This window comes from Micromonospora sp. NPDC000316, from assembly GCF_042898885.1.
Taxonomy (GTDB): Bacteria; Actinomycetota; Actinomycetes; order Mycobacteriales; family Micromonosporaceae; genus Micromonospora.
This window is the reverse complement of record NZ_JBIAZG010000003.1, coordinates 521608-548114: the sequence shown is the minus strand read 5'-3', so window position 1 is coordinate 548114 and position 26507 is coordinate 521608. Positions and strand designations below refer to the sequence as shown.

Sequence of the window (26507 nt, the reverse complement as noted above, 5' to 3'; positions counted from 1 at the left end):
AACCCGCGACGTTCGGCACCGCACCACTGTGCTTTCACTGGCTGCCTGCCAGATGTCGACAATCCGACCGACCCCGCCCGCCTACGGGAATCTGCCCGGCCTGATCGTCTCCGTATCGCCGATGTGGCGGCATCCCCCACCGGAGACACCGCCAGATCGGCGACATGGAGTGGATCGGGTGGTGGGCAACCGCGAGCTGCGGTGACCGACCGCGCCGGTCAGGCGATCGTGTCGAGCGCGCGGGCGAGGTCGGCGCGCAGGTCCTCGGGGTCCTCCAGGCCGACCGAGAGGCGCAGCAGACCGCCGGCGGGCTTCGCGTCGCCTTCGACGGGCCGGTGGGTGAGCGAGGCGGGGTGCTGGATGAGGGTGTCCACGCCACCGAGGGAGACGGCGTGGGTGATCAGCTCGCAGGCGCCGGCGACGGCGGCCGCGGCGGGTGCGCCGCCGTGCACCTCGAAGGCGAGCAGGCTGCCGGGCCCGGCCATCTGCCGGCCGACGAGCGCCGCCGGGTCGTACACCGACGGGTGGTGCACCCGGTGTACGGCGGGGTGGTCGGCGAGCCAGCCGGCGAGTTTCTCGGCGCTGGCCTGCTGGGCGCGGACCCGCAGCGGCAGGGTTTGCAGGCCGCGGTGCAGGAGGTAGCCGCCGAGGGGGTGCAGGATCGCGCCGGTGACGGCGCGGACCTGGCGCAGTCGGGTGGCCCACCCGGCGTCGCAGGCGACGACACCGGCGAGGACGTCGCCGTGGCCGCCGATGCTCTTGGTGGCGCTGTGCAGGACGAGGGCGGCGCCGTGGCGGGCGGGCTGTTGCAGGACGGGGGTGGCGACGGTGTTGTCGACGAGCAGCGGCACGTCGCCGGCCGCGGTGGCGAGGGCCGCGATGTCGACGAGGTCGAGGGTCGGGTTGGCGGGCGTCTCGATGATGACGAGCGCGGTGTCCCGGCGGATGGCCGCGGCGACCTGGTCGGGGTGGGCCCAGGTGACTGTGGTGCCGAGCAGGCCGGTGGCGAGGACGTGGTCGGTGCCGCCGTAGAGGGGTCGGACGGCGACGATGTGGCGCTTGCCGTCGCGGGTGGCGGCGAGCAGGGTGGCGGTGAGTGCGGCCATGCCGCTGGCGAAGGCGACGGCCTGGGCGGTGCCCTCCAGTTGGGCGAGGGCGGTTTCGAAGCGGGCGACTGTGGGGTTCCAGAGCCGTTGGTAGACGGCACCGCCCTCGGCGGGGAGGGTGCCGCCGGTGGCGAGCTGCTCGTAGGCGTTGCCGCCGTCCTCGACCGAGGGCAGTGGGTTTGTCGTGGAGAAGTCGATAGGTGGTACGTGCACGCCGAGCGTGCGCAGGTCGTCGCGGCCGGCGTGCACGGCCTGGGTGTCCACCGTCATCATGGCGGTAGCGTCGAACATCCGGAGCCTCGTCGGCAATGGGTTGGCAGATAATTCTGTCGTCGGCACTGGATTCGCCGTTTGGTTCGGGCGAGGATGGTGGGATGCCCCCTGAGCCGAACGATGTGCGGTCGAATTCGCCCCTCGACGAGGTGGACCGCGCGATCCTCACCGAGTTGGCCGCGGACGGTCGACTGCCCAACAACGCCCTCGCCGAGCGGGTGGGGGTGGCGCCGTCCACGTGTCTGACGCGCACCCGGGCGCTGCGCGAGCGCGGGGCGATCCGCGGGTTCCACGCCGAGGTGGATCCGGCGGCGCTGGGGTTGCCGTTGCAGGCGCTGGTGTCGGTGCGTCTGACGGCGCACGAGCGGGCGGCGGTGGACGCGTTCCGGGCCCGGTCGGTGCGGCTGCCCGGTGTGGTGTCGGTGTTCCACGTGGCCGGCGCGGAGGACTACGTGCTGCACGTCCGGGCGGCCTCGGGTGACGCGTTGCGGGATTTCGTGCTGGATCACCTGGCGGTCGACCCGGCGGTGCAGCACACGCAGACGAGTCTGATCTTCGAACAGGTCCGTGGGGTGGGCTGAGCAGCGGGTGAGTTGCCCGACGAATGCGCCGAGGCTGGAACAAAACCGGCCGGCGGCGGGTTGGCCACGCGTGTGATCACCGTACCGTTGTCTGTTCTTGATCTTGCCCCGGTCGCCAAGGGGACCACCGCCGGCGCCGCGCTCCAGGCCACCACCGAGTTGGCCCGACGCACCGAGGCGTTGGGCTACCACCGGTTCTGGGTGGCCGAGCACCACAACATGCCCGCTATCGCCAGCTCAGCCCCGGCGGTGCTGCTGGCACACCTGGCCGCGAACACCTCGACGATCCGACTCGGGTCGGGCGGGGTGATGCTGCCCAACCACGCGCCGCTGGTCGTGGCCGAGCAGTTCGGCACCCTCGAGGCGCTGCACCCGGGCCGGATCGACCTGGGCATCGGCCGGGCGCCGGGCACCGACCAGGTGACCGCGCTGGCGTTGCGCCGCACGATGGAGGGGCTGTCGGCAGAGGGCTTCCCCCGCGAGCTGGCCGACCTGATGAACTACTTCAGCGGAGAACGCCCCGGGCAGATCATCGCCACACCGGGTCAGGGTGAGCAGCCGGCCGTGTGGCTGCTCGGGTCCAGCGGTTTCAGCGCCCAACTCGCCGGCCTGCTCGGTCTGCCGTTCTCGTTCGCGCACCACTTCAGCTCGGCGAACACGCTGCCGGCTCTGGCGCTGTACCGGCAGAACTTCCGGCCGTCGCAGTGGCTGGACAAGCCGTACGCGATGGTGGCCGTCAACGCGGTGTGCGCCGAAACCGACGAGCGGGCCGAGTGGCTGGCCGGGCCGAGCGCCCTGTCGTTCCTGAAGCTGCGCTCCGGCCGGCCGGAGCCGCTGTCGACGCCCGACGAAGCGGCGGCTTACCCGTACTCCGAGTTCGAGCGGGAGTTCGTCCTGCAACGGCGCGACGGTCAGGCGATGGGCTCGCCGGAGACGGTGCGTCGGCAGCTGACCGACCTTCAGGAGCGCACCGGCGCGGACGAGCTGATGTTGACCACGCTTGTGTACGACGTCGCCGACCGGGTGCGCTCGTACGAGTTGATCGCCGAGCAGGTGGCGGGCGGTCTGCACCGGGACGCGTGAAACACGATCTTCACGTCAGCGTCACCCCCGCGACCCGGACGGTGCCTAACGTAGATGCCGGTGGTGGTACGGCATTCCCGGTCGGGACGGGTCGGGATTGCCGCGGTGTGGAGCACCGGGCCGGAGCTGTGCGGATTCCGCGGCTGCGGCCCGGTGCCTGCCACCTTAGGCGAACTGGATCAGGATCGCCAGATCAACGTAGGTAGATGTTTGGGGTCGGTGGGGTACCCATCTGGTCGCCGATGAAGAACCCCGGGTGCGGCGGCTGGTTGTAGGCGGTGTTCTGCCAGGCGATCGCCACGCGGTACTGCGGGTCGTGCATAAGCGTGTAGATCCGGGTGCTGGTCGGCGTGGGCGTGCTGTAGATGCGCAACGCCCGGCTGTCGCTGGTCCGCCAGATGACCTCTTCGCGCCAGTCGCCAAGGATGTCGCCGGAGAGCGTCGGCGTGGACTTGGTGCCGTTGTTCGACGCCACGCCGTTGCCGGTGAGCAGCCGGGTCTCCCCGCCCGTGCCGTACTTGTCGATCTTCGTGGCGTCGAGCAGCTCCCGCACCGGGTCGCCGTCCCACCAGGCGAGGAAGTTGGCCGACGACGGCTTGCGGCCGACGTTCTGCCCCCTGGTGTTGGCCAGCCCGTTAACCGCCGACGACCACGACTCGGCACCCGGGCTGCCCGCCCAGATGTCCGCCGAGACACCCCGGCCGTTGTCGCCCGAGGCCGGCGTGGACCACAGGATCTGGCCGGTACGCGCGTCGGCGAACCAGGAACTGGGCTTGCTGGCGTCCTCGTCGACCTTGAACACCTCCAGGCCGGCACGGCCCGGGTCGAGGTCGCCGACGTGCAGGGCGTCGCCGTGCCCGTTGCCCGTCGAGTAGAGCAGCCGGCCGTTGTCGTCGATGGTGGCGGCACCGTACACGATCTCCTGACGGCCGTCACCGTCGACGTCGGCGACGGAGAGCTGGTGATTGCCCTGACCTGCGGCGGCACCGTTGCCGGAGGCGTTCGAGTCGAACGTCCAGCGCTTGGTCAGCGTGCCGTTGCGGAAGTCCCACGCCGCGATCACCGCACGGGTGTAGTAGCCCCGGGCCATGATCAGCGAGGGCCGCTGCCCGTCCAGGTAGGCGGTGCCGGCGAGGAATCGGTCCACCCGGTTGCCGTACGAGTCGCCCCAGGACGACACGGTGCCGCGCGGCGGGTCGTAGTTGACGGTGGACAGGATCGCGCCGCTGCGTCCGTCGAACATGGTCAGATACTCCGGACCGGACAGCACGTAGCCGCTGGAGTTGCGGTAGTCCGCCGACGACGAGCCGATCACCTGGCCGGTTCCCGAGCGGGAGCCGTCGGCGGTCTTCATTGCCACCTCTGCGCGGCCGTCACCGTCGTAGTCGTACACCTGGAACTGGGTGTAGTGGGCGCCGGCCCGGATGTTGCGGCCCAGGTCGATGCGCCACAACCGGGTGCCGGTCAGGGTGTACGCGTCGACGTAGACGTTGCCCGTGTAGCCGGACTGGGAGTTGTCCTTGGCGTTCGACGGGTCCCACTTGAGCACGATCTCGTAGGTGCCGTCACCGTTGAGGTCACCGACGGAGGCGTCGTTGGCGCTGTAGGTGTAGCTCTCCCCACTGGGAGTGGTGCCCCCGGCGGGGATCTGCAACGGCACGTCCAGGTAGCCGTCGCCGAACTGGAGCGCGGGCGCCGACGCCGCCTGCTCGGCACCGCCCACCACGGCCCGCACGGTGTACGCCGAGCCGGCCGCCGCGCCGCTGTCGAGGTAGTTGGTGGCGCCGGTGATCGGGCTGGAGTTCACCCGGGTCGAGCCCCGGTACACGTTGAACGCCACCCCGGAGGTCTCGGTGCCGAGCAGTCGCCAGGAGACCAGGTTGCCGTTGCCTGAGCGGACGCTGACGAGCCCTCGGTCCAACTTCTCCATCTGCAGTACGCCATTGGTGGGCGGCGGGGTCGTCGGCGGCGGCGTCGTCGGCGGCGGGGTGGTCGGTGGTGGGGTCGTGGGTGGAGGAGTGGTCGGCGGCGGAGTGGTGGGTGGCGGGGTGGTCGGGCCGTCGGTGGCCGGCGCGCCGGTGCAGGTGACACCGTTGAGCGCGAAACTGGTGGGTGCCGGATTGCTGCTGGTCCACGAGCCGTTGAAGCCGAACGAGGCGGTGCCGTTGGTGGCGATGGCGGCGTTGTAGTCGACGTTGCGGGCGGTGACCTGCGCGCCGGACTGGGTGACGGCGGCGCTCCACGCCTGCGTGACCTGCTGCCCTCCGGCGTACGACCAGGTCAGGGCCCAGCCGTTGACCGGGTCGCCCAGGTTGGTGATCGTGACGTTGGCGCCGAAGCCGCCCTGCCACTGGTTGGTTACCTGGTAGTCGACCCGGCAGCCGGCAGCGGCGGCCGAGGCGACGACCGTGCCGACGGTGCCGGCCACGACGGCGGTCGCCGTCGTGGCGGCGAGCAGGATCAGCCGTTGTTTGGACGGGTGCATGAACTGCCTCCGGGGATCCGGTGGTGACCGCTGTCGGTCCACCGGCCCTGCCCGGGAGGCACGGTGAACGGCCCGTCACGACGGCGACGGATGGCGATCTGATCGGGTGACACGCCCTGGACTCGCGGCTCAAGGCGCATCGTAGGGCAAGCGCTTTCCGCTCCGCAATATCGACGGACGTCGCGCTCCTCGTGGGCCGGCTCGGCGGCCGGTCTTGTTCCGACGACCGCCGCCTGATCAACTCAGTCGGTGAGCGTTCCCCACATGGACCCCGACGAGTTCCGCCGAGCCGGCCACGCCGTCGTCGACTGGATCGCCGACTACTGGGCCACTCTGGAGCAGCTACCGGTTGCCCCGACCGACCCGCCGGGCGCTGTGGCGAGCGCCCTGCCCGCCGCGCCGCCGACCGTCGGCGAGCCGATCGAAGCCGTCCTGCCCGACCTGGACCGCATCGTCGTGCCCGGGCTGACCCACTGGCAGCATCCTGGTTTCTTCGGCTACTTCCCCGCCAACACCTCCGGCCCGAGCGTGCTCGGCGACCTGGTCAGCGCAGGGCTCGGCGTACAGGGCATGCTCTGGGCCACCAGCCCCGCCTGCACCGAGCTGGAGACGGTGACGATGGACTGGCTGGCCCAACTGCTGGACCTGCCGCAGCGGTTCCGTTCGACAGGCACCGGCGGCGGCGTCATCCAGGACTCGGCCTCCTCGGCGACCCTTGTGGCCACCCTCGCCGCGCTGCACCGGGCCAGCGGGGGTCGCTGGCGCGACGCCGGCATCGATCGGCGCTACCGCGCGTACACGTCCGTGCACGGGCACTCCTCCATCGAGAAGGCCGCGCGGATCGCCGGGCTGGGCACCGACGGGGTTCGATCGATCGAGGTGGACCCGGACACCCAGGCTCTGCTGCCGGACGCCCTGCGGGCCGCGATCGAGGCCGACCTTGCCGCCGGGGACGTACCCGCCATCGTGGTCGCCACCATCGGCACCACCTCCACCACCGCCGTCGACCCGCTGCCGGAAATCGGGGCGATCTGCGCGGAGTACGGGATCTGGCTGCACGTGGACGCCGCGTACGCGGGGGCCGCCGCCGTCTGTCCCGAGCTGCGCTGGTCACACGTCGGCCTGGAGTACGCCGACTCGTACTGCTTCGACCCGCACAAGTGGCTGCTCACCGGCTTCGACTGCGACGCGTTCTGGGTGGCCGACCGAGCCGAGTTGATCGAGGCGCTCACCGTGCTGCCGGAGTTCCTGCGCAACGCGGCGTCCGACTCCGGGGCGGTGATCGACTACCGGGACTGGCAGGTCCCGCTGGGCCGCCGCTTCCGGGCGCTGAAACTGTGGTTCGTGCTGCGCTGGTACGGCGCCGAAGGGCTGCGCGCCCACATCCGCTCCGGGGTGGCGCTGGCCGCCCGGTTCGCCGACCGGGTCCGCTCCGACAACCGGTTCGAGTTGGCCGCGGCGCACCCGTTCTCGCTTGTCTGCTTCCGGCTGCGCGCCGACGACGACACGAACGCCGAACTGCTGGCCCGGGTGAACCGCAGCGGACGGGCGTACCTGACCCACACCCGTGTGGCCAGCCGGTACACGCTGCGTCTGGCGGTCGGCTCCCCGCAGACCGCCGAGCGGCACGTCGACGAGGCATGGGCGCTGCTGACCGACACGGCCGCTGACCTCCTCGCGCGCTGACCTGCCCGGCCGCTGACCTGCTCGTCGCTGACCTGTTCGCTCGACGACCCGCTCGGCCGCTGGCCTCCTCGCGCGCTGACCTGTTCGCCCGACGACCTGCTCGGCCGCTGAGCCGCCCGGCCGACCGGCTCGCCCGGCTCGCCCGGCTCGCCCGGCTCGCCCAGCCTCAACTGTCACAGGCCCGCACGGCCGCCGGTGATGCCGACGCCTTGGCGGGCCCGGCCTCGCTGAGCCACTGCCCGCTGCTCGCTGCTCGCCTACTGGCCTACTCGCCGCTCGCCTGCGGTGCCCGAAGTCCGGTTGGCATCCTTTGCTCTGCTTACACCCACGCACCAGTTACCGAAAGTCATCGCAGGCTGGCAGAAGCGGCGAAGGCGCCACCGATAGGTGAGCTGGTCAGACCGGTCTTGCGTATAGGTAAGCAAAGCAAAGGGAGCAAGGTGCACGCCGTGACGGCGGCTGATGTCACGGCAAGTGACGACGCTCAGAGGAGCAATCCCTGGGAGTAATGCGGGACCAGCGAGGGCCAACGGAGACCAGCGAAGACCAATAAGGACAGCGAAGACAACGCCGACCAACGAGGGCGCGGGGTCTAGCGGAGGGCCACGGGCGTAGGCGCAACAGTGGCGGGGGCTCAGCGAGGGCTCAGCGGAGTCTCGGCGCACCTGTGGCGACCGGGACGCTGCCGGCTGCGGCCGGAGCATCGCCGCCCGCCGCCTCCTCCGCTGCGGCCGCTGCGGCCGCTGCCTCGCTCGGGGCCGGGGCCGAGGCCGGGATCAGGGTCGGGGTCGGGATCGGGGTCCGGCTCTGGGTCGGGGGCGGGGTGGCAGTGGCGGTGCCGGTGCCGGTGCCGGCGGTGGCGGTGCCGGCGGTGGCGGTGCCGGCGGTGGCGGTGCCGGCGGTGGCGGTGCCGGCGGTGGCGGCGGTGGCGGTGGCGGTGGTGGCGGTGGCGGTGGTGGCGGTGGCGGTGGCGGTGGCGGCTGAGGTTCGGCGCAGGGTCCGCACGGCCAGGACCAGCGCTGCCAGCCAGCCGACGGCCAGGAGGGCGTAGAGCACGGGAGGGACGGTGCCATCCAGCCCCGCGGACCGGACCAGGGTCCGGGCGTTGGTCAGGACGATCACGCCGCCGACCGCCGCGCCGAGCAGTTGAGCCGGCACGATGCGCACCAGCCAGGCGGCGAGCGGGGCGGCGATGAGGCCGCCGACGAGCAGCGCGGCGACGATGGGCAGCAGGAACCCCTCGGTGCCCAGCCCGATCAGGAAGCCGACGCTGGCCGCGCCCGCCACCACGAACTCGGCGGTGTCGACCGAGCCGATCACCTTGCGCGGCTCCAGGCGGCCGGACACCAGCAGCGCCGGGGTGGCGACAGGGCCCCAGCCTCCGCCGCCGGTGGCATCGACGAAGCCGGCGACCAGGCCGAGGGGGCCGAGGAATCGCCCGCGCAGCCGCCCACCGATCCGGTCGGTGCGCAGGGGCCTGGCGAAGCGGACCAGCAGGTACGCGCCGAGCGTGAAGAGGATGCCGGCCATCCACGGCGCGGCCGACTCGGTCGAGATCGAGCTGAGCACTGTGGCGCCGGCGAACGCGCCGACCGCGCCGGGAAGGGCGATGCGGGTCACCACCCGCCAGTCGACGTTGCCGAACCGCCAGTGCGCCACGCCCGCGGCCAGGGTGGTGCCGATCTCGGCCAGGTGCACCGAGGCCGACGCGGCGGCGGGGGCGACCCCGACGAGCAGCAGCAGAGTGGAGGAGGTCAGCCCGTACGCCATACCGAGCGAGCCGTCGACCAGTTGCGCCGCGAGCCCGACCAGAGCGAGGACCAGCAGCTTGCGCACGAGCGCCCCCTGACTTTTCGCCTTCTCCTATCAACTTGGTCGACAATGCGCCACGGGGCAACCGCGGTCAAGTGTCTGATCGGTGGATGGGACGTCGGCGAGCGGTACGCGGCGAGGCCGCGACAGGAGCCGGAGCCGCAATCAGATCCAGGCGCGGGGGTCGGCGACCAGTTCGGTGATCCGCGGCGGCAGGGTGCCGGCGGCCACGTCGGCGACGCTTACCAGCTCCAGGATCTCCCGTTCGCTGGCCCGCAGCGCGATCCAAACCTCCTGCAGGGCGCGGGCCGGGCCGTGGTAACCGAGTTGCTCCGGGCGCTGCCCTCGGACGTGCGCGAGCGGCCCGTCGATCACCCTGATCACCTCCGCGAGGGAGATCTCCTCGGCCGGGCGGGCGAGCCAGTAGCCGCCCTCCGGGCCGCGCTGGGCATGCACGATGCCGCCCCGGCGCAGCTGGAGCATGATGCTCTCCAGGAACTTCGGCGGGATCTCCTGGGCTCGGGCGATCTGGTCGGCCGTGACCGGCCGGCCACGCCCGGGGCCACTGGCCGTCGCGGCGAGCTCGGCGGCCGCGCGGAGGGCATAGTCGACCCGGGCGGAGAGACGCATGCCGGCAAGGCTATCCCGCTGGTCGTCCGCCCGGACGGGCGACCCTTCGCCAATCAGCCAGGCATCGATACATATCTGACTGCGCGGGATGCCGAGGCAGATCAGTGAGAAAGGTGATTATTCACCGCCCTCGGGGGCTCGGGAAGCTGATTTGGCGCGTCCCTATGCTGGGTGGCACGCACGACTGTCTGACCGTTTGCGGGGGCTCGGGCAGCACATTGATAAACACCCGGGTTCCATCCGGGGGGAAGGCAACACCATGACCGATGTCGCCACACGCATCTGGGATGGCATGACCATCCCGGTCGCCGGCACCTATCGCCTCGATCAGGCGCACAAGCGGATCGGTTTCCTGTCCCGGCACATGATGGTCAGCCCCGTCCGCGGCGAGTTCGCCGAGGCGACCGCGGAGATCTCCGTGGCGGAGGATCCGCTGCTCTCCAGCGTGACGGCCACCATCCAGGCCGCGAGCATCACCACCGGCAGCGCGGATCGGGACACCCACCTCAAGAGTGCCGACTTCCTCGACGTGGAGCGCTATTCCACTCTCGAATATCGAAGCACGGGCATCAACTGGCAGAGCAGCGAGGACCCGATTTTCTACTGGGCCCGACTGCGCAGCAATCGGCTCGGCGGACGAGGCAGAGGTCACAACCCGCCACCCCAGCCCGACACCGGTCGATTCGTGCTCACCGGCGAATTGACGGTGAAGGGGATCACGCGGGCGGTGGACCTACAGGTGAATTTCGGCGGCGCCCGCCGCGACCCGTACGGGCAGAACATTTTCGGTTTCAGCGCGAGCGCCGAAATCAACAGGGAGGACTACGGTCTGCTCTGGAATGTGGCGCTGGAAAGCGGCGGCGTTCTGGTCGGCAAGACCGTCCAGATCGAGATCGCTGGCGAGGCCATCCACCAGGCGTGACCATGCCGCCCAACGGTCGTCCCCGCCATGACGCCTCGCTCGCACGGGCGTACACCTGGCGGGGATGACCGCGAGCGTCAGTCGCCGACGCGGCGCAGCAGGCCCTCCTGCACGGCGCTGGATATCTGCCGGCCGTCGGTGGTGAACATCCGGCCGGTGGCCAGCCCTCGCGCGCCGGACGCCGACGGGCTCCAGCAGTCGTAGAGGAACCACTCGTCGGCGCGGAACGGCCGGTGGAACCACAGCGCGTGGTCGAGGCTCGCGCCGACCACGCCGCCCGGCCCCCACACCTCCCCGTGCATGGAGAGCACCGAGTCCAGCAGGGTCAGGTCCGACGCGTAGGTGAGCAGGCAGGCGTGCAGCAGCGGATCGTCGGGCAACTTGCCGTCGACGCGCATCCACACCCGCTGGTGCGGGTCGGCCGGCCGGTCGCCGGGACGGACCCAGCCGGGCTCGCCGACGTAGCGCACATCAATCGGGCGGGGAATCTGGCCCCAGATGCCCAGGCGTTCCGGGTAGCGGGCGAGCCGGTCCGTCATCGTCGGCACGTCCTGCGGCGCCGGCACGTCAAGCGGCGACACGGCCTGATGGTCCAGCCCCTCCTCGGCCCGCTGGAAGGACGCCGACATGAAGAAGATCGGCTTGTCGTGCTGGAGCGCGACCGCGCGGCGTACCGAGAAGGACCGGCCGTCGCGGATGTTCTCCACCTGGTATTCGATCGGCTCGACGGGATCGCCGGGGCGCACGAAGTAGCCGTGCAGCGAGTGCACGAACCGCTCCGGGGCGACCGTGCGGCCGGCGGCGACAAGCGCCTGACCGGCCACCTGGCCGCCGTACACCCGCTGTGGGCCGACCCGGGGGCTCATCCCCCGGAAGGTCATCTCCCCGATCGGATCGAGGTCCAGCACCTCCAGCAGTTGGTCCACGGCGGCCTGGCCGACTGCGGCCTGGCCGTCGCTCACTGCAGGGCCCGCGCCGACGCGGCGTCGACGAGCGAGCCCAGCTGGTGGACGCGCAGCGTGTTGGTCGAGCCGGGGGTGCCGGGCGGGCTGCCCGCGACGATCACCACGTAGTCGCCCGGGTTGGCCCGGTTGAGGCCGAGCAGCGCTTGGTCCACCTGACGGAACATGTCATCAGTGTGCTGCACGAAGGGCATCAGGAAGGTCTCGACGCCCCAGCTCAGGGCGAGTTGGTCGCGCACCTCGGGGACCGGGGTGAAGGCCAGCAGCGGCAGGTCGCAGTGCAGCCGGGAGAGCCGTCGGACGGTGTCACCGGTCTGCGAGAAGGCGACGAGCGCCTTGGCGTTGATGGCCCGGGCGATCGACGAGGCGGCGACGGTGAGCGCGCCGCCGTGGGTACGCGGGTCGTGCTGCAACCGGGGCACGCCGATCGAGCCGGACTCGGTCGTCGTGACGATCTTGGCCATGGTGCTGACGGTCAGCACCGGATACTTGCCGACGCTCGTCTCGCCGGAGAGCATCACGGCGTCCGCGCCGTCGAGCACGGCGTTTGCCACGTCGGAGGCCTCCGCCCGGGTGGGGCGGGAGTTCTCGATCATGGAGTCGAGCATCTGCGTGGCCACGATGACCGGCTTGGCGTTCTCCCGGCACAGCTGCACGGCCCGCTTCTGCACCAGCGGCACCTCGTCCAGCGGCATCTCGACACCGAGGTCACCGCGGGCGACCATGACGCCGTCGAAGGCCAGCACGATGGCTTCGAGGTTCTCCACGGCCTCCGGCTTCTCGACCTTGGCCAGCACCGGGCGGAACACGCCCTCCTCGGCCATGATGCCGTGCACCAGCTTGATGTCCTCGGCCGAGCGGACGAAGGAGAGCGCCACCAGGTCGACGCCGAGCCCCAGGGAGAAGCGCAGGTCCTCGGCGTCCTTGTCCGACATGGCGGGCACGCTCACCGCCACGTTGGGCAGCGAGACACCCTTGTTGTTGGAGACCGGGCCGCCCTCGGTGACCAGGCAGCGGATGTCGTTGCCGGTGACGTCGGTGACCTCGACGGCGACGCGGCCGTCGTCGATCAGCAGACGGTCGCCGGCGCGCACCTCCTGCGGCAGCTTGCGGTAGGTGCAGGAGACCCGCTCCTTGGTGCCGACGACGTCGTCGCCGGTGATCACGACCGAGTCGCCGGTGCGCCACTCGTGGGGGCCGTCGGCGAACCGGCCGAGCCGAATCTTGGGCCCCTGGAGGTCGGCGAGGACGGCCACCGGCTTACCGGACGCCTCGGACGCCTCCCGGACCAGTCGGTAGACCGCCTCGTGGTCGGCGTGGCTGCCGTGGCTGAAGTTGAGCCTTGCCACGTTCATGCCGGCCTCGACGAGACCCCGGATGCGCTCCGGGGACGAGGTGGCGGGACCAAGAGTGCAGACGATCTTCGCGCGGCGTGTCACGCCCATCAGGCTAGTCTCTCCTTCAGGTCGGACTCAGGGCCGACCCCTTGCAGGCAGTGGAAGTTTTGTCCAACGACGCGTGGTTCGCGTCGGGCCGGCGGGCGGACCCGCACCGGGAACGTTGTGGCGACGGGCAACGGCGACCGCGCGCCGGGAATCGTACGCCTCCACCGGCACTCGTTGTCGGGGTGCTCCCGAGCGACGCTCACGATCGGCGCACCGAGGGTGGCCGGGTGGGGACCTCGGTGAGCAGGTCACGGGGGTCGCAGCGGCGCGTGGCCCGACGCGGCCGCATTCCGGTCGCAATGGGGGCGAGCCGGACCTGGTTGGCCGCGCGGTGGACGGTGGCGGCGGAGACCATGGCGACTCCTCGACCGGGCCAACCGCTGGCGCCGGGGTGCCCCGACGGCGGCCCTCGCTGGGCGCGACGGTAGCACCGGCGAGCGGGCGAGTGCCGTCGCCATCGCGACAGCCGCCGATGCCCCGGCCGCTCAGCTCTCGGTCTTGACCAACGGAAATTCCAGCGACCCGGCAGGGCAGATGAAGGTCAGCACGTCGAGCCGGTAGAGGCCGGCCTGCACCGCCGGGTCGGCCTCCAGCACGCTGCGCACGTCGTCGACGCTGCCGGTGCGGGCCAGCCCGAAGCCGATCGGGGGTTCCGGGTTGCTTGTCGTACCGTCGATCGACCCGGCGACCAGGACGATGCCACGGCGCTGCAACGCCTGCATGTGCTCGGCGTGCTCGGCCTGCAACCGCTGCACCGTCTCGGCGGGCAGGGCCCGTCCGGCCGCGCCGGGATAGATCACGATGCACTCGTACGTGTCGAGCGCGAAGTTGACCTGCGGCACCTCCGCCATGGTGCTCCCTCCGCCGGCCCGCATCGGCCCGGCCGCCCGAGCCCGCCGCACCGGCACGCGCCAAGCGTCGCACGCCGGCAACGGCGACACCGGCCGCTCGGCGCAACTCACCCCGCTCGGTCGCGGGGTCAGGGGCCGAGGTGGGTGCAGGCGGCCCCGGACTGTCGTGTCGCCGCGCACAATCGACCAGGTGGCCGCATGACCTACCGGTCCCAGGGGATGATCACGTGGCGGGAGGGCTCGTTGTCCCGCCACGACGACCACGATTGGGGATCCGCGTATGGCGACCGATATCAGCAAGCAGCCCGCGAAGGCGTCCGGCACGTACCGGATCGGGGGCGACATCACCGTCAACCGGCTCGGCTACGGGGCGATGCAGCTCACCGGGCCGGGCGTCTGGGGGGACCCGAAGGACCCGGCCGAGGCGGTACGGGTCCTGCGCCGGGCCGTCGAGCTGGGCGTGACGTTCATCGACACCGCCGACTCGTACGGCCCGTTCGTCTCCGAACTGCTGATCCGTGAGGCTTTGCACCCGTACGCCGACGATCTTGTCATCGCGACGAAGGCCGGCCTGAGCCGCTCCGGTCCGGGCGACTGGCGCCCGCTGGGCCGCCCGGAGTACCTGCGCCAGCAGTGTGAGCTGAGCCTGCGCCACCTCGGCCTGGACAGCATCCCGCTCTATCAGCTGCACCGGATCGACGCGAAGGTGCCGCTCGCCGACCAACTCGGCGAGCTGGCGTTGCTGCGCGAGGAGGGCAAGATCCGGCACATCGGGTTGTCCGAGGTGACCGTCGACCAGATCGAGGAGTCCCGGGCGATCACCGAGATCGTCTCGGTGCAGAACCTGTACAACCTCGCCAACCGCAGCGCCGAGGACGTGCTGGAGTACTGCGAGCGCAACGACCTCGCGTTCATCCCGTGGTTCCCGATCGCCACGGGTGAGCTGGCCCGACCGGGCGGCCCGCTGGACGCCATCTCCACCGAGCACGGCGCGACGCCCGCGCAGCTCGCGCTGGCCTGGCTGCTGCGCCGGTCCCCGGTGATGCTGCCGATCCCCGGCACGTCCTCGGTGGCGCACCTGGAGGAGAACGTGGCCGCGGGCGACGTGCGGCTCACCGACGACGAGTTCGAGGCGCTGAGCAAGGCGAGCTGAGCGCCCGCCGCCGGGTGGGGGTGGTCCCGGCCGGGACCACCCCCACCCCGACCGGGTCAGACCGCGAGGCAGTTGGGCCGCACCGGGCCGTCGACAAGGGCGCCGCGCACCAGGGTGTACGCGGTGCCGTCGAGCACCAGACCGAGGTGACCGACCACCCGCAGCGGGCAGTACGTCTGGATGAGCACGTTCGTGGCACCGTCGTTGACAGCGGCGTTCCCGGTCGGCCGGACCAGCTCGTCCTGGAGGGTGCGGATGGTGGTGTAGCGCACCGACCCCGGGGTGTCGTCTCCGGCGTTGAGGTCGGCGAGGAACGCGGAGCCGATGGTCATCTGCTGGCAGGCCACGACGCCGGCGCAACTGCCCAGGCCGAGGAACGCGACGATGTTGGCGACGTACGTGCCGTAGTGCGGCGTGCCGAGGCTTACGTAGCGGCCGATGCTGGCGGTGCCGCCGAGTCGTTTGAGGTAGTAGCGGCTGACGAGGCCGCCTTCGGAGTGGGCGACGAGGTCCACGCTCGCCGCGCCGGTGCTGGCGCGCACCCGGTCGACGTAGCTGGCGAACGCGCGGGCCGAGGTGGGGATGTCGCCGAGGCCGAGACCGGGCAGTTGGTAGATGAAGGTCCGGTAGCCGTCGGCGCGCAGCCGGGCGGCGATCGGCTCGTACGCGACGGCGATGCCGCTGAGCCCGCCGACCACGATGACGGGGTTGGCCGCCGCCGCGCCGGCCACGGCAGCCGGGGCGGGTGCGGCCGGAGTGGGTGCGGTCGGGGCGGGTGCGGCGGCGGTGGCCGCGGTGGCGGCCGTGAGCACGACGGCGGTGGCGAGGGACAGGACGAGGACGGTCTTTCGGAGCAGCATGGCCGCACCTCCGGGGGAGGCACCCGGCGAACCGGGCAGGTGGGTGGGGGTGTCCGGTCGACCGTGCGACGATCATGCCCGCAACAATTTAGAAACGTCAATGGCTTGTTACGCGCGGGTAACCCGTTGTTCCGGCGAGGGCGTAAACGGGCATTCCGTCGCACTCCATATCGGACATACGCGCCGGCTGGCATGCTGTGGCCGTGGCTGTCGACGAACCCACCGAGCGCTCGCTGCGGGTGATGCCCTGGTGGCTGGTGCCGGTCGGCCTGCTGCTCGCCGCGGCGCTCGGCTGGCTCGTGCTGGACCTGCTGCTCACCGAGGCCGACCGGGCCAGCCAGCCGGACACCCGTGCCACGCTGCGCATCGACGCGATCCGCACCGGCAGTCCGGGGCGACCCCTTGACGACGAGTGGCTGCTGCTTGTCGACCCCTGAGCGAGGGTGTGCGGCGTCGCCTCGTCAGCCGGCGGCCCCGGCGCGCAGGCCGTCGAGGGCCACACCGAGCACACGGTCGCGCTGCTCGGATGACGGGAACTGGGCCATCGTGAGGCCGCTGATCAGCCGCACCACGTCGTCGAAGTCGATGTCGTCGCGGACCGCGCCAGCGGCCTGGGCGCGCCGCATGAGCGGCTGGCCGGCGGCGTAGATCTCGGCACGGCAGCTCCGGAAGATCTCGGAGTCCTGGAGCAACTGCTCGGCGAGCGCCCGCTTGGTGGCGACGTACGCGACGAACCGGTGCAGCCAGGCGACGAGGGCGTCCCACGGGGGCACCTCGGCGAGGTCCTCGGCGGAGCGGCTGAGCGCCCGGACCTCCTCGACGTAGACGGCCTCGAAGAGATGCCGCCGGGTCGGGAAGTTGCGGTAGAGCGTGCCGATGCCCACCCCGGCACGTCGGGCCACGTCCTCCAGGGAGGCGGCGGCGCCGTTCTCGGCGAACGCGTCGCGCGCAGCGGCGATCAGGGCGTCGTAGTTCCGCCGCGCGTCGGCCCGCTTGGGTCGCTGCGCGAAGACCTCGGGCACCTGGCCGGCGCTGGTCATGACGTACGTCACCTCACCCTGGTTGCATCCGGAGGCAACCCTCCGCTAGCTTAGTGGAGGCACCCCTCCGGAATCCCGGAGGCCTGCCTCCGGTTAGCTTACCTCGGGACCCGCCCGATCGCCGCCTGGCCACCCCGATCGCCCGGGACCCGACACCCCGCCCGCCATCGCCGGGCCACAAACCTCCTTCCGTACGCAACCAGGGAGTCTCCTCTCGTGGCAGTGACCTCCCGACGCAGCTCGCGTCGGCTCACCTTCACCGTGCTCGCGGCCGGTGCCGGATTCTTCGCGATGCTCCAATCGCTCATCACCCCGGTACTACCGACCATCCAGCAGGACCTGCACACCTCACAGAACACCGTGACCTGGGTTCTCACCGCCTACCTGCTCTCCGCGTCGATCTTCACGCCAATCCTCGGACGGGTCGGCGACATGGTCGGCAAGGAGCGGATGCTCGTCGTCTCACTCGCCGCGCTCGCCCTCGGCTGCCTACTGGCCGCGGTCGCGCCGACAATCGGCGTCCTCATCGTCGCCCGGATCGTGCAGGGCATCGGCGGCGCGGTCTTCCCGCTGTCGTTCGGCATCATCCGCGACGAGTTCCCCGCCGCGCGGGTCTCCAGCGCCGTCGCCGCCATCTCGGCGATCGTCGCCGCCGGCGGTGGCCTCGGCGTCGTGCTGGCCGGCCCGATCGTCGCCGCGCTCGACTACCGCTGGCTGTTCTGGATCCCGATGGCCGTGGTCGGGTTGACCGCCGTCGCCGCCCACCTGTTCGTGCCCGAGTCGCCGGTGCGTACCCCCGGCCGGATCGACTGGCGCGCCACAGTGCTGCTCTCCGGCTGGCTTGTCGCGCTGCTCCTGCCGATCAGCCAGGGCGCCGCCTGGGGCTGGACCTCCGTCCGGGTGCTCGGCCTGCTCGCGCTCGCAGTGGTGCTCCTGGCCGGTTGGCTGGTCGCCGAGGTGCGCTCGCCCAACCCGCTCATCGACATGCGGATGATGCGCCTGCCCGGCGTCTGGACCACCAACCTGGTCGCCCTGCTCTACGGCGCGTCGATGTTCTCCGTGTACGCGTTCCTGCCGCAGTTCGTGCAGACCCCCAGCGCGGCCGGCTACGGCTTCGGCGCCAGCATCAGCCAGGCGGGCCTGCTCATGCTGCCGATGCTCGTCGCCATGTTCGTCGCCGGGCTCGTCGCCGGCCGCCTCCAGGCCGTGTTCAGCGCGAAGGCCCAGCTCGCCTCGGGGGCCGCGTTCAACGTGGCCGCCTCCGCGATGTTGGCCGTCGCGCACGACACCCGCTGGGAGGTCGCCGTCGCCGGCGGCCTGGTGGGCCTCGGCATCGGCCTGGCCTTCGCCTCGATGGCCAACCTGATCGTCGGCAGCGTGCCCGCCAGCCAGACCGGCGTGGCCACCGGCATGAACGCCAACATCCGCACCATCGGCGGCGCGATCGGCGCCGCGGTGGTCAGCGGTGTGATCACCGCGAACCCGCAGGCCAACGGACTGCCCCGGGAGGCCGGCTTCACGGCGGGGTTTCTCGTCCTCACCGCGATCGCCCTTGCCGCCGCACTCGCGGCCCTCGCCGTCCCGTCCGCCCGGCGGCCGTCGGCCGGCCGCCGGCCGACCACCGCGACGATCATCGAATCGGAGCTAGCCGGCGAGTTCGCCACAATGCCCGCGACCCGCTGAGCGACACCGGAGCCCGGGGCGGTTCGCCGCCCCGGGCTCCGGCGTGCCCGGGGGTACGCTGGCCGCTTCCCGCCCACCGTCCGTCGCCGTCAGGATGCGCCCCATGTCCGAACTGCTGACCGCCGACCGCATCGACGAGATCGGCTCCCTGGGATCCGCGAGCCCGGACCCGGCCGCGCTGGCCGCCGAGTTGGTGAGCGCCGTCGACGAGGGGCGGGTAGCCGACCCCGACGACACCGGGTACGCGCTGCTTGTCGCCGCGGACATCATGGAGCAGGCCGGCGACCTGGCCGACGCGCTCGCGCTCGCCACCCGCGCCATCGCCGAACAGCCCGACGAGGACGCGTACGCCCGATCGGTGCGCGGCGGCCTGCTGCTGCGCCTCGGCCGCGAGGCCGAGGGCCTGGCCGAACTGACCGCGCTGCGTCCCCTGCTGGAGACCAACCCCGACGCCACGTACCTCGTTGACGAGCTGGCCGAATCCGGCCACGCCGAGACGGCCCTGGAATGGCTGACCACCGCGCTTGACGCGATCCTGGAACGGACCCGGACCCAGCAGCACGCCTCCGAGGACGCGCAGGACGAGGCCGCCGCCATGATCTACGGCCTGGCCCAGCGGCGACACGACCTGCGCGAGGAGATGGGCCTCCCCCACGACGAGTACGACAACCTCGCCGACCGGCTGCGCGCCGCGAGCAACCACGCGCTCGACGCGCTCGACGCCGGCCCGGCGACGCTGCTGTTCTGGCCGCGGGCGGAGTTCGACGCCCTGCTGGTGCGCTGGCCCTCGCTTGTCGACAGCTACCCCGCCAACTGGGACGAGCACCGCACCCAGATCGAACGCGCGCTCGTCAACGCCTCCGGGCTGGGCGGCGCCGACCTGGGCGTGGTCACCGGCACGGTCACCGGACTGGCAGCCTTCGCGGGTGACGACCCCATCGACGAGGAAACCCTCGACGAGTACGCCGACAGCCTCGACGAGGCGGGCGTGACAGCCTGGCCGCCCGGCCGCAACGACACCTGCTGGTGCGGCTCGGGCAGCAAGTACAAGAAGTGCTGCCTGCCGCGCTCGCGCGACTGACGACCCGCACAGTCGGTGGCGGGTTGGGTTGCGCGCCCCGCCGCCCGCCGCCCGTTGTCAGTTTCCCAGCGCTCGAACCTTGGCGATCGTCTCCTGGACGTGCTGCTTGGCCGGGTCGCCGCCCTGCGATGCCTGCGCGAGGGCCTGCCGGTACGAGTCGATCATGCCGATGAGCGGGCCGGCGGCCACGCCCTCCAACGCTCCGGCGACGAGCGCCCGCGCCTCGGCCGCGTCCTGTGCCGCGGCTGCGGTCTTGGCCTTCGCCTCGTCGAGCTTCTGCGACGCCGCCGCCAGCCTCGCGATGATCTGTGCTGCGCTCACGCGCCCCTCCCCTGGTCAACCATCGCCTCCACCACACGGCACCGGGGAGACCACAGAGGAGCGTACGAGATGCCCGCACGACCGCGCTCCTCACACAACGGATCTTGGAAGATTTCGGCCCCTCCGAGGGCGTTTTCCTTCCAAGATCTGCGGTGTCTCCCGCGCGACGGGCTCAGCGGAGGGCGCGGAACAGCAGCAGGTAGCCGCAGTAGCCGAGCGGCACCAGCAGGAAGCAGATCAGGAACCCCAGCGGCAGGTAGCGCGGCGGCGTACCCGCGACCATCGCGGGCCTCCCCCACCGCCCGAGCACCAGATAGCCGCCGAAGAACGCAAGCGCCGGCAGCCCCGCGCAGATCCACGCGCCGAGGGTGAACCCGTCGACAAGCCCCACCCCGGAAGCCAGCACGAGCGTCAGCATGAGCACCCCTGCGGCTGCCCCGCACCCGGCATAGACGGCCACCGCCCGCGCCAGCGGCGACCACGTCGGCAGCAACGCCGGCCGCTGGGCCAGCAACTCGGCCTGCTGCCCGTGCCGGTCGGCCTCGTCGGCCATCCGCCGCGCCAGCTCCAACTCTGTCGCCGGGTCGACCGCCGCCGCGCGCTGCGCCGGCACCCCGACGCCCGCCGGGCTCACCGCCGTCGGCAGCGCCAGCCGCGCCTCCCCCACCGGCAGCTCGGGGTACGCCTCGACCCCCGACCGCCCCGACACGCCGGCTGCGCCGGCGGACCCACCGTCCCCCGATCCGGGCATCCCGGCCGACCCCAACCCAGCCCCAAAGTCCTCGGTCGACCCGGAACGCGGAGTCGGCCCGAAACTCGACGACGGCCCGGAACCCGGCGGCCCGGAGCCTGGAGTCGGCCCGAAACTCGACGACGGCCCAGAACCCGGCGGCCCGGAGCCTGGAGCTGGCCCGAAACTTGACGACGGCCCAGAACCTGGCGGCCCGAAACTCGACGGCGATCCGGAACCCTGCGGCCCGGAACCTGGAGGCGGCCCGGACCCGGCCGCCGGGTCCGCGGCAGGGGCTGTCGGGGGCTGGTCGAGGCCGATCGCGCGGCCGAGCTGGTCGAGGCGGTGCCCCTGTGCGGTCAACCGCTGGTGCAGGTAGTCGGCGGTGGCGTGCAGGTCACGGCGACGCGCGGACTCGGTGGCGGCGTGCTGCTCACCGGCCCGGCGTTGCTCGGCGAGCTGTCGGGCCGCCGCCGCGTACTCCTCGAAGGACACTGTCAACGCTCCCCGTCCGGCTCGTGCCCGTCCCGGGCGAAGGGCACGATCAGCCTGGTGCGCTGGTCGTGCCTGTCGACAAGCAACGCCCGGTCGGCGCGCGGCGTGTAGGTCAGGTCGTGCACCCCGAGGTGCAGGGCCAGCTCGGCGCCGGGCACGTTCAGCGCGACGAGGCAGGCGACGTCGTCGCGGTTCTGCGTGCCGCCGAGGTCGTCGGCGAGCCGGCGCAGGCCCCGCCACCAGCCGAGCAGGTGTATCCCCTGGGCGGGGCCGTGGCGCAGCAGGGTGCGCAGGTCGTCGAGGCCGGAGCGGAAGGTGACCGGGTCGGCCGCTCCGAGGACCGGCGCGGCGGCGTCCATGCCGAACACCACAAGGTATTCGCGGCCGGCGGGCTCGACGGCAAGCGCGGTGATCCGGTCGCGCAGCCCCGCCGCGTCCAGGCGGTGCACCGGGTGACCAGCGGCTCGCAGGGCGGCGTCGGTCTCGTCCGCGACCGGGTCGGCGGCGCTTACCAGCGAGGCGAGCTGGAACCGGGCGTCACCGGGGATGTGCTGCCGGGCCAGGCTGAGTGTCGCGGCGCGCAGCACGTCCGCGCCGCCCGGTGTGGTGCCGACGACGGCGAGGTGCCGGCCCGGGGCGCTGTCCATGAGGAAGAGCGCTGTGGTGCCGTGCACGTCGACGGTCCGGCCAACGAGGGCCATCGGGCGTCGGCCACCGGGCCGCAACCCGGCGAACGTCGGATCGTCCTCAACGCGCGCCGCTTCGTACCCCTTGAACACCGCCGGTGCCCGCGAGCCCGGCGGCCGGGCCTGCCACAGCTCGTGGCGAAGCGTGGCCAGGTCGGCGGCTGCGGCGTGCGCGTCGGGAAAGCGCAGCACGGTGTCGGCGCCGACCGCGCCGGCTGCGGTGTTGACCACGGCGGAGCCGATGGGCAGGGCCGCCGCGGCGTTGTTGAGCGGGTCGAGCACCCCGCCGCCGCCGGGCAGCGCCACCCGGAGCGCGAACTGCCCGAAGATCGCCTCGGCCCGCCCGTAGAGCGCCTCGATGCCTGTCATGCTCTGACTGGCCAGCACCAGGTGTATGCCGTAGGAACGGCCCTTGCGGGCCAACTCCTCCAGCAGGTCGACGGACTCGCGGGCCAGCGCGTCGTTGCCGGCGAGCAGCACGTGGAACTCGTCGATGACCGCCACGATGCGCGGCAGTGAATTGGCCGGCGGCAGGTCGGCCAGTTTGGTGACACCGTGCCGTTTCAGGGCGGTGGCGCGGCGCTGTGCCTCCCGGCGCAGCTCGCGCAGCACGGCGAGGCCGTACTCGCGGTCGGATTCGATGCCGACGGCGCGGGCGTGCGGCAGCCAGGACGGGTCACGCCCGGTGGGCACGAACTCGGTGAAGCTGACGCCCTCCTTGAAGTCGAGCAGGTAGAGCTGCAACTCGGCCGGGGAGTAACGGGCGGCCAGCCCGTAGAGGACGTCGAGGAGGAAGACTGTCTTGCCGGCGCCGGTGCGCCCGCCGACCAGCCAGTGCGGGGTGGCATCGTCGAAGGCGACTGTCATCGGTGCGGAGCCGGCCCGGCCGATGACGGTACGCAGCCCGTTGCCGGCGGACTCGGCCCAGCGCCGCTCGGGCAGCAACTCGGCGAAGGGCAGCGCCTCGGAGCGGCGGGCGGCGGCGCCGAGGTGCTCGGCGAGCGCGCGTACCGAGGCGGGGGGCGGGTCGCCGTCGAGCTGCACGGGTGCGGCGAGGCCGCTGCCGTCGGCGCTGAACGGGGTGCCCGGCGGGTCGCCGACGTGCGCGTACCCCTCGAAGAGCCGGATGGCGGTGGTGCCGCCCAGCGGCGGTGAGGTCTCGCCGGGCAGCCGGGACGGGTGACCGGCGAGCAGGACGCAGACGGCGGCGGCCGGGCCGGCGTGGGTGAGCGCGGCGAGTCGGGCCAGCTCGCGCGGCGCCGGGACTGCGGTGGCCACCACCAGCAGCAGCTGCCGGGTGTGCGGCTCGGCGTGCTGCGCGGCGCGGGCGTGTCGTTCGGCGGCGTCCAGCAGGGCTGTCACCTCGGCGTCGCCGGTGGCCGGCGGGTCGAGAACCCCGGCGTCGAGCAGCGGGCGCAACGGCCCGAAGGTCGCGCCGAGCGCGGCGGTGTCGATGCCGGCGACCCGGACCTGGCCGGGCGGCGCGGTGGCGATCAGCCGCAGCACCAGTGCCCGCAGCAGCGCGGCGACCCGGCGGTCCCGGGCGTCGGTGTCCAGCGCCAGGTGATGCCCGCCGCCGAGCGGCACCAGCACCGGGAAGCCGCCGTCCGGGGTGGACGCCTCGCCGATCCGCACGGGGGCCGGCGCGTCGGTCAGCCCGGTGACGCCCGGGGTGGGTGTGGCAAGCGCGCCGCCGATGCGTGCGAGTCGAGCAACCAGGTCGTCGCCGCCGACTGGCGGGGTGGGAGCCGGTGCCGTGCCGAGCGCGCCCCGGGCGGTGTCGAGGTGGACGCGTGCCGCCCGGTGGGCGGTGACCGCCTGCCCGTACGCCGACGCGAGCCTGCCCACGCTCTGCCTCCCACGCCACTGCCGTCCGGTTCGCCGAAACCCTAACGGACGGCGGTGGCACCGGCACAGTACCGACGCGGGTCGGCGCGCGGCGGCGGCCGACGGTCCGGGGTGGACCGTCGGCCGCCCGGGCACTGTGTACGGGTCAGCCGGTGACCGCGTTCAGCGCCGGCAGGTAGCCGTAGCGGTAGCCGTCGGCATCCGGGTGGTACGCCTCGATCAACCCGGAGATGTCGTTGATCCACGGGTCGCCGGCGCAGACGCCGTGCCCGGAGAAGTGGCTCCGGGTGTCGGCGAAGGTGGCGCCGGCCGCGCTGGCCCGGCTCGCGGTGACCGACGCGAGCACGTCGGCTGCCTCGTTGAGGATCGTGCGCTTGTAGGTGCTCATGGCCAACCAGCCGCAGGAGTTCGTCTCGAACAGGCGCGGGTAGCCGAGGACGATCAGCCGGGCGTTGGGTGCCCGGTTGCGGATGGCGGCGTACGTGGCGTCGAGCCGGGCGGGAAGCGTCGAGGTGGCGAAGGTCTTGGCGGTGTTGACGGCGTTCGTGCAGGACGACGTGCTGCCGAACCGGCAACTGGTGATGACGTTGACGAAGCCGGCGTCGTTGCCACCGATGGTGATGGTGACAAGTGTGGTGCTGGCGCTGAGCGCGCTCACCTGATCGTTGAGCACGTCGGCGGTGACCGCGCCGCCGCAGGCCCGGAAGTTGAAGCTGGTCACGCCGTGGGCTGCCGCCCAGAGCGGGGCGTACGACTTCTGGCTGCGCAGGCAACCGGACAGGTCGTACGGGCCGGCGCCGACACCGGAGGAGTAGGAGTCGCCGAGTGCGACGTAGTTGACGGCGGCGGCCTGCGCGGTGCCGGGGACGAGCACGGCGCCGAGGGCTGCGGCGAAGAGGGCGACCAGTGCGGCGAGCGCGCGGGCCAGCGGGCGGTGGGGCATGACGGACCTCCACAGAACAGGGGTGGTGGGATCCTGTGACCGCGCGCGTGGCCAGGGATGAAACAGTTGTTACTAGGCGGTAATGCTAGCGAAACATGCAGATCAATGGAATAGGCCGACATCGCTGCGTTGCGGGTCAGCGACGATCACAGTTGTCGATTAGGTTGGCCTGGCGAACACCCAATGGAGGGAGTCCACACCGTGCGACGTGTCCTCACGGCGGCCACCGCCGCCCTGACCCTCACCACCGCCGGCACCATGCTCGCCGGCACACCTGGCCAGGCCGCGCCGACCGCCTGGGGCCGGCCCGTCGTCACCATCGCGCCGCAACCCGGCGCGCCCGGCCTGGGCGACGCCTACTTCCCCGACTACGGCAACGGCGGCTACGACGTCTCGCACTACGACGTCCGGCTGCGCTACGAGCCGGCCACCGACCGACTCACGGGCACCACCACGATCCTCGCCACCGCCACCCAGGACCTCTCCCGGTTCAACCTGGACTTCCTGCTCGACGTCGAGTCGGTGCGGGTCAACGGCTGGGAGGCCAGCACCAGCACCGAGGGCGCGCACGAGCTGGTGGTCACGCCGGCCCGCACCATCACCCGAGGCCAGCAGTTGACGATCGTGGTGCGCTACGACGGCATCCCGTCGGAGACGCTCGTCGGCGGCTACACCGGCTGGACGCGTACCGACGACGGGGCGCTCGCGGTAAACGAGCCCGAGTCGGCGTGGTGGTGGTTCCCGAGCAACGACCACCCGCTGGACAAGGCCACATTCGACATCTCCGTCTCGGTGCCCACAGGGGTCGAGGTGATCAGCAACGGCGTGCAGCCACGGCCACCGGTGGCCGAGGCGGGCAATCGCACCCGGTGGATCTGGCGGACCACCTCCCCCACCGCCACCTACCTGGCCTTCATGGCCATCGGCCAGTACGACATCGTCACCGACACCACGCCGAGCGGCCAGCCGGTGATCAACGCGTACAGCACCTCGCTGGGCGAGCTCGGGCCGGCCGCACGGGCCAGCATCGAGCGGACCGCCGAGATCGTCGACTGGGAGAGCGGGATCTTTGGCCCGTACCCGTTCGAGGCGCAGGGTGGCGTGGCCGGGCCGGTCGACGGCATCAGCTTCGCCCTGGAGACCCAGACCCGACCGGTGTACGGCCCGGGCTTCTGGCGTCGCGGCGCCAACACGTACGTGGTGGTCCACGAGAACGCCCACCAGTGGTTCGGTGACTCGGTGTCGGTGAACGGATGGCGCGACATCTGGCTCAACGAGGGCTTCGCCTCGTACGCCGAGTGGCTGTGGTCGGAGGAGCAGGGCGAGGGCACCGCGCAGGAGGTCTTCGACTTCACCTACGCGAGCTACCCGGCCGATTCGGAGTTCTGGCAGGTGCCGCCCGGCGACCCGGGGGCGGCACGGATCTTCGACAACGCCGTCTACGACCGGGGCGCGATGGCCCTGCACCAGCTCCGGCTGGCCGTCGGCGACGACGCGTTCTTCGAGATCCTGCCGGCCTGGACCGCCGAGCACCGGTACGGCAACGGCACCATCGCGCAGTTCCAGGCCCTTGCCGAACGGATCTCCGGTCTGGACCTGGACGAGCTGTTCACCACCTGGCTGTTCACCGCCGGCCGGCCGGACGTGGCCTCGGCCGCCCGCAAGGCCGCCCCGCCGGTCGAGCCGAAGTCCTGGGCCAAGATCCGCGAGGCCCACGAGCTGCTGTCGCACTAGCCAGTCCGCCGACCTCGTCGGTCGACCCGGAAGGCCCGCCGCCACACGCGGCGGGCCTTCCGCGCGTCCAACCTGGACCATTCGGCGGAGCGGTCGC

General features: G+C 72.1%; 22 protein-coding genes and 1 pseudogene. 9 read left to right on the top strand and 14 right to left on the bottom strand.

Going from position 1 to position 26507, the window contains the following annotated elements; genetic code table 11:
• Positions 1–218: 218 nt before the first annotated feature.
• Positions 219–1397, bottom strand: a complete 1179-nt coding sequence (locus ACFY2Q_RS10770; protein ID WP_387129088.1) for a trans-sulfuration enzyme family protein — start codon at positions 1395–1397, stop codon at positions 219–221.
• A gap of 83 nt (positions 1398–1480) precedes the next feature.
• Here ACFY2Q_RS10770 and ACFY2Q_RS10765 point away from each other — a divergent pair, with 83 nt between their 5' ends.
• Together ACFY2Q_RS10765 and ACFY2Q_RS10760 are read left to right on the top strand one after the other, a co-directional pair.
• Positions 1481–1960 (top strand): Lrp/AsnC family transcriptional regulator, encoded by a 480-nt coding sequence (locus ACFY2Q_RS10765; RefSeq protein ID WP_387129086.1) that lies wholly within the window; start codon positions 1481–1483, stop codon positions 1958–1960.
• A gap of 87 nt (positions 1961–2047) precedes the next feature.
• Entirely contained in the window at positions 2048–3043 is a 996-nt protein-coding gene (locus ACFY2Q_RS10760) for an LLM class flavin-dependent oxidoreductase (RefSeq protein ID WP_387129085.1), read from the top strand.
• Positions 3044–3236: 193 nt separating this feature from the next.
• On the opposite strand, the gene ACFY2Q_RS10755 is transcribed toward ACFY2Q_RS10760, so the two are convergent.
• Positions 3237–5528, bottom strand: a complete 2292-nt coding sequence (locus ACFY2Q_RS10755; protein WP_387129084.1) for a cellulose binding domain-containing protein — start codon at positions 5526–5528, stop codon at positions 3237–3239.
• A 249-nt stretch (positions 5529–5777) separates the two neighbouring features.
• On the opposite strand from ACFY2Q_RS10755, the gene ACFY2Q_RS10750 reads away from it, so the two are divergent.
• A complete protein-coding gene (locus tag ACFY2Q_RS10750; RefSeq protein ID WP_387129083.1) occupies positions 5778–7214 on the top strand; it encodes a pyridoxal-dependent decarboxylase in 1437 nt (478 codons plus the stop codon).
• A gap of 861 nt (positions 7215–8075) precedes the next feature.
• On the opposite strand, the pseudogene ACFY2Q_RS10745 reads toward ACFY2Q_RS10750, so the two are convergent.
• Positions 8076–9050: pseudogene (locus ACFY2Q_RS10745) on the bottom strand (sulfite exporter TauE/SafE family protein); the annotation flags it as partial.
• Between the two features lie 141 nt (positions 9051–9191).
• Positions 9192–9656, bottom strand: a complete 465-nt coding sequence (locus tag ACFY2Q_RS10740) for an RrF2 family transcriptional regulator (protein WP_387129081.1) — start codon at positions 9654–9656, stop codon at positions 9192–9194.
• A 259-nt stretch (positions 9657–9915) separates the two neighbouring features.
• Here ACFY2Q_RS10740 and ACFY2Q_RS10735 point away from each other — a divergent pair, with 259 nt between their 5' ends.
• Complete coding sequence (locus ACFY2Q_RS10735) at positions 9916–10578, top strand: YceI family protein (protein ID WP_387129080.1); 663 nt, start codon at positions 9916–9918, stop codon at positions 10576–10578.
• A gap of 77 nt (positions 10579–10655) precedes the next feature.
• Here ACFY2Q_RS10735 and ACFY2Q_RS10730 read toward each other — a convergent pair whose 3' ends face one another.
• From ACFY2Q_RS10730 to ACFY2Q_RS10715, 4 genes are all read right to left on the bottom strand, one after another.
• Positions 10656–11540, bottom strand: coding sequence for an acyl-CoA thioesterase (locus ACFY2Q_RS10730; protein WP_387129078.1), 885 nt, complete (start codon positions 11538–11540; stop codon positions 10656–10658).
• Positions 11537–12985 (bottom strand): pyruvate kinase, encoded by a 1449-nt coding sequence (gene pyk / locus ACFY2Q_RS10725; protein WP_053658208.1) that lies wholly within the window; start codon positions 12983–12985, stop codon positions 11537–11539. The genes ACFY2Q_RS10730 and pyk overlap by 4 nt, the downstream gene beginning before the upstream one ends.
• Positions 12986–13184: 199 nt before the next feature.
• Positions 13185–13340, bottom strand: a complete 156-nt coding sequence (locus ACFY2Q_RS10720; RefSeq protein ID WP_387129076.1) for a hypothetical protein — start codon at positions 13338–13340, stop codon at positions 13185–13187.
• A 130-nt stretch (positions 13341–13470) separates the two neighbouring features.
• Entirely contained in the window at positions 13471–13836 is a 366-nt protein-coding gene (locus ACFY2Q_RS10715; protein ID WP_387129075.1) for a YciI family protein, read from the bottom strand.
• A 280-nt stretch (positions 13837–14116) separates the two neighbouring features.
• Between ACFY2Q_RS10715 and ACFY2Q_RS10710 the strand changes: the two genes are divergently transcribed.
• Complete coding sequence (locus ACFY2Q_RS10710; protein WP_387129073.1) at positions 14117–14989, top strand: aldo/keto reductase; 873 nt, start codon at positions 14117–14119, stop codon at positions 14987–14989.
• Between the two features lie 56 nt (positions 14990–15045).
• Here ACFY2Q_RS10710 and ACFY2Q_RS10705 read toward each other — a convergent pair whose 3' ends face one another.
• Entirely contained in the window at positions 15046–15849 is an 804-nt protein-coding gene (locus ACFY2Q_RS10705; protein ID WP_387129072.1) for an esterase/lipase family protein, read from the bottom strand.
• Positions 15850–16052: 203 nt separating this feature from the next.
• Here ACFY2Q_RS10705 and ACFY2Q_RS10700 point away from each other — a divergent pair, with 203 nt between their 5' ends.
• Complete coding sequence (locus ACFY2Q_RS10700; protein WP_387129070.1) at positions 16053–16286, top strand: hypothetical protein; 234 nt, start codon at positions 16053–16055, stop codon at positions 16284–16286.
• 24 nt (positions 16287–16310) lie between these two features.
• Here the strand turns inward: ACFY2Q_RS10700 and ACFY2Q_RS10695 are convergent, their stop codons facing one another.
• The gene (locus ACFY2Q_RS10695) at positions 16311–16889 is read right to left on the bottom strand and encodes a TetR/AcrR family transcriptional regulator (protein WP_387129069.1); all 579 of its coding nucleotides are present in this window, start codon (positions 16887–16889) and stop codon (positions 16311–16313) included.
• A 216-nt stretch (positions 16890–17105) separates the two neighbouring features.
• Here ACFY2Q_RS10695 and ACFY2Q_RS10690 point away from each other — a divergent pair, with 216 nt between their 5' ends.
• Both ACFY2Q_RS10690 and ACFY2Q_RS10685 read left to right on the top strand, forming a co-directional pair.
• The gene (locus tag ACFY2Q_RS10690) at positions 17106–18572 is read left to right on the top strand and encodes an MFS transporter (protein ID WP_387129067.1); all 1467 of its coding nucleotides are present in this window, start codon (positions 17106–17108) and stop codon (positions 18570–18572) included.
• A gap of 103 nt (positions 18573–18675) precedes the next feature.
• Positions 18676–19653 (top strand): SEC-C domain-containing protein, encoded by a 978-nt coding sequence (locus ACFY2Q_RS10685; protein ID WP_387129065.1) that lies wholly within the window; start codon positions 18676–18678, stop codon positions 19651–19653.
• 57 nt (positions 19654–19710) lie between these two features.
• Here ACFY2Q_RS10685 and ACFY2Q_RS10680 read toward each other — a convergent pair whose 3' ends face one another.
• The 4 genes from ACFY2Q_RS10680 to ACFY2Q_RS10665 form a co-directional block, all read right to left on the bottom strand.
• The gene (locus ACFY2Q_RS10680; RefSeq protein WP_074312928.1) at positions 19711–19974 is read right to left on the bottom strand and encodes a DUF6244 family protein; all 264 of its coding nucleotides are present in this window, start codon (positions 19972–19974) and stop codon (positions 19711–19713) included.
• A 172-nt stretch (positions 19975–20146) separates the two neighbouring features.
• Positions 20147–20683: a hypothetical protein gene (locus ACFY2Q_RS10675; RefSeq protein ID WP_387129062.1), complete on the bottom strand. Its 537-nt coding sequence runs from the start codon at positions 20681–20683 to the stop codon at positions 20147–20149.
• Positions 20684–21201: 518 nt separating this feature from the next.
• The gene (locus ACFY2Q_RS10670; RefSeq protein WP_387129060.1) at positions 21202–23733 is read right to left on the bottom strand and encodes an FtsK/SpoIIIE domain-containing protein; all 2532 of its coding nucleotides are present in this window, start codon (positions 23731–23733) and stop codon (positions 21202–21204) included.
• A gap of 145 nt (positions 23734–23878) precedes the next feature.
• The gene (locus ACFY2Q_RS10665) at positions 23879–24676 is read right to left on the bottom strand and encodes an SGNH/GDSL hydrolase family protein (RefSeq protein ID WP_387129058.1); all 798 of its coding nucleotides are present in this window, start codon (positions 24674–24676) and stop codon (positions 23879–23881) included.
• A gap of 201 nt (positions 24677–24877) precedes the next feature.
• Between ACFY2Q_RS10665 and ACFY2Q_RS10660 the strand changes: the two genes are divergently transcribed.
• A complete protein-coding gene (locus ACFY2Q_RS10660) occupies positions 24878–26410 on the top strand; it encodes a M1 family metallopeptidase (protein ID WP_387129056.1) in 1533 nt (510 codons plus the stop codon).
• The last annotated feature ends 97 nt before the right edge of the window (positions 26411–26507 follow it).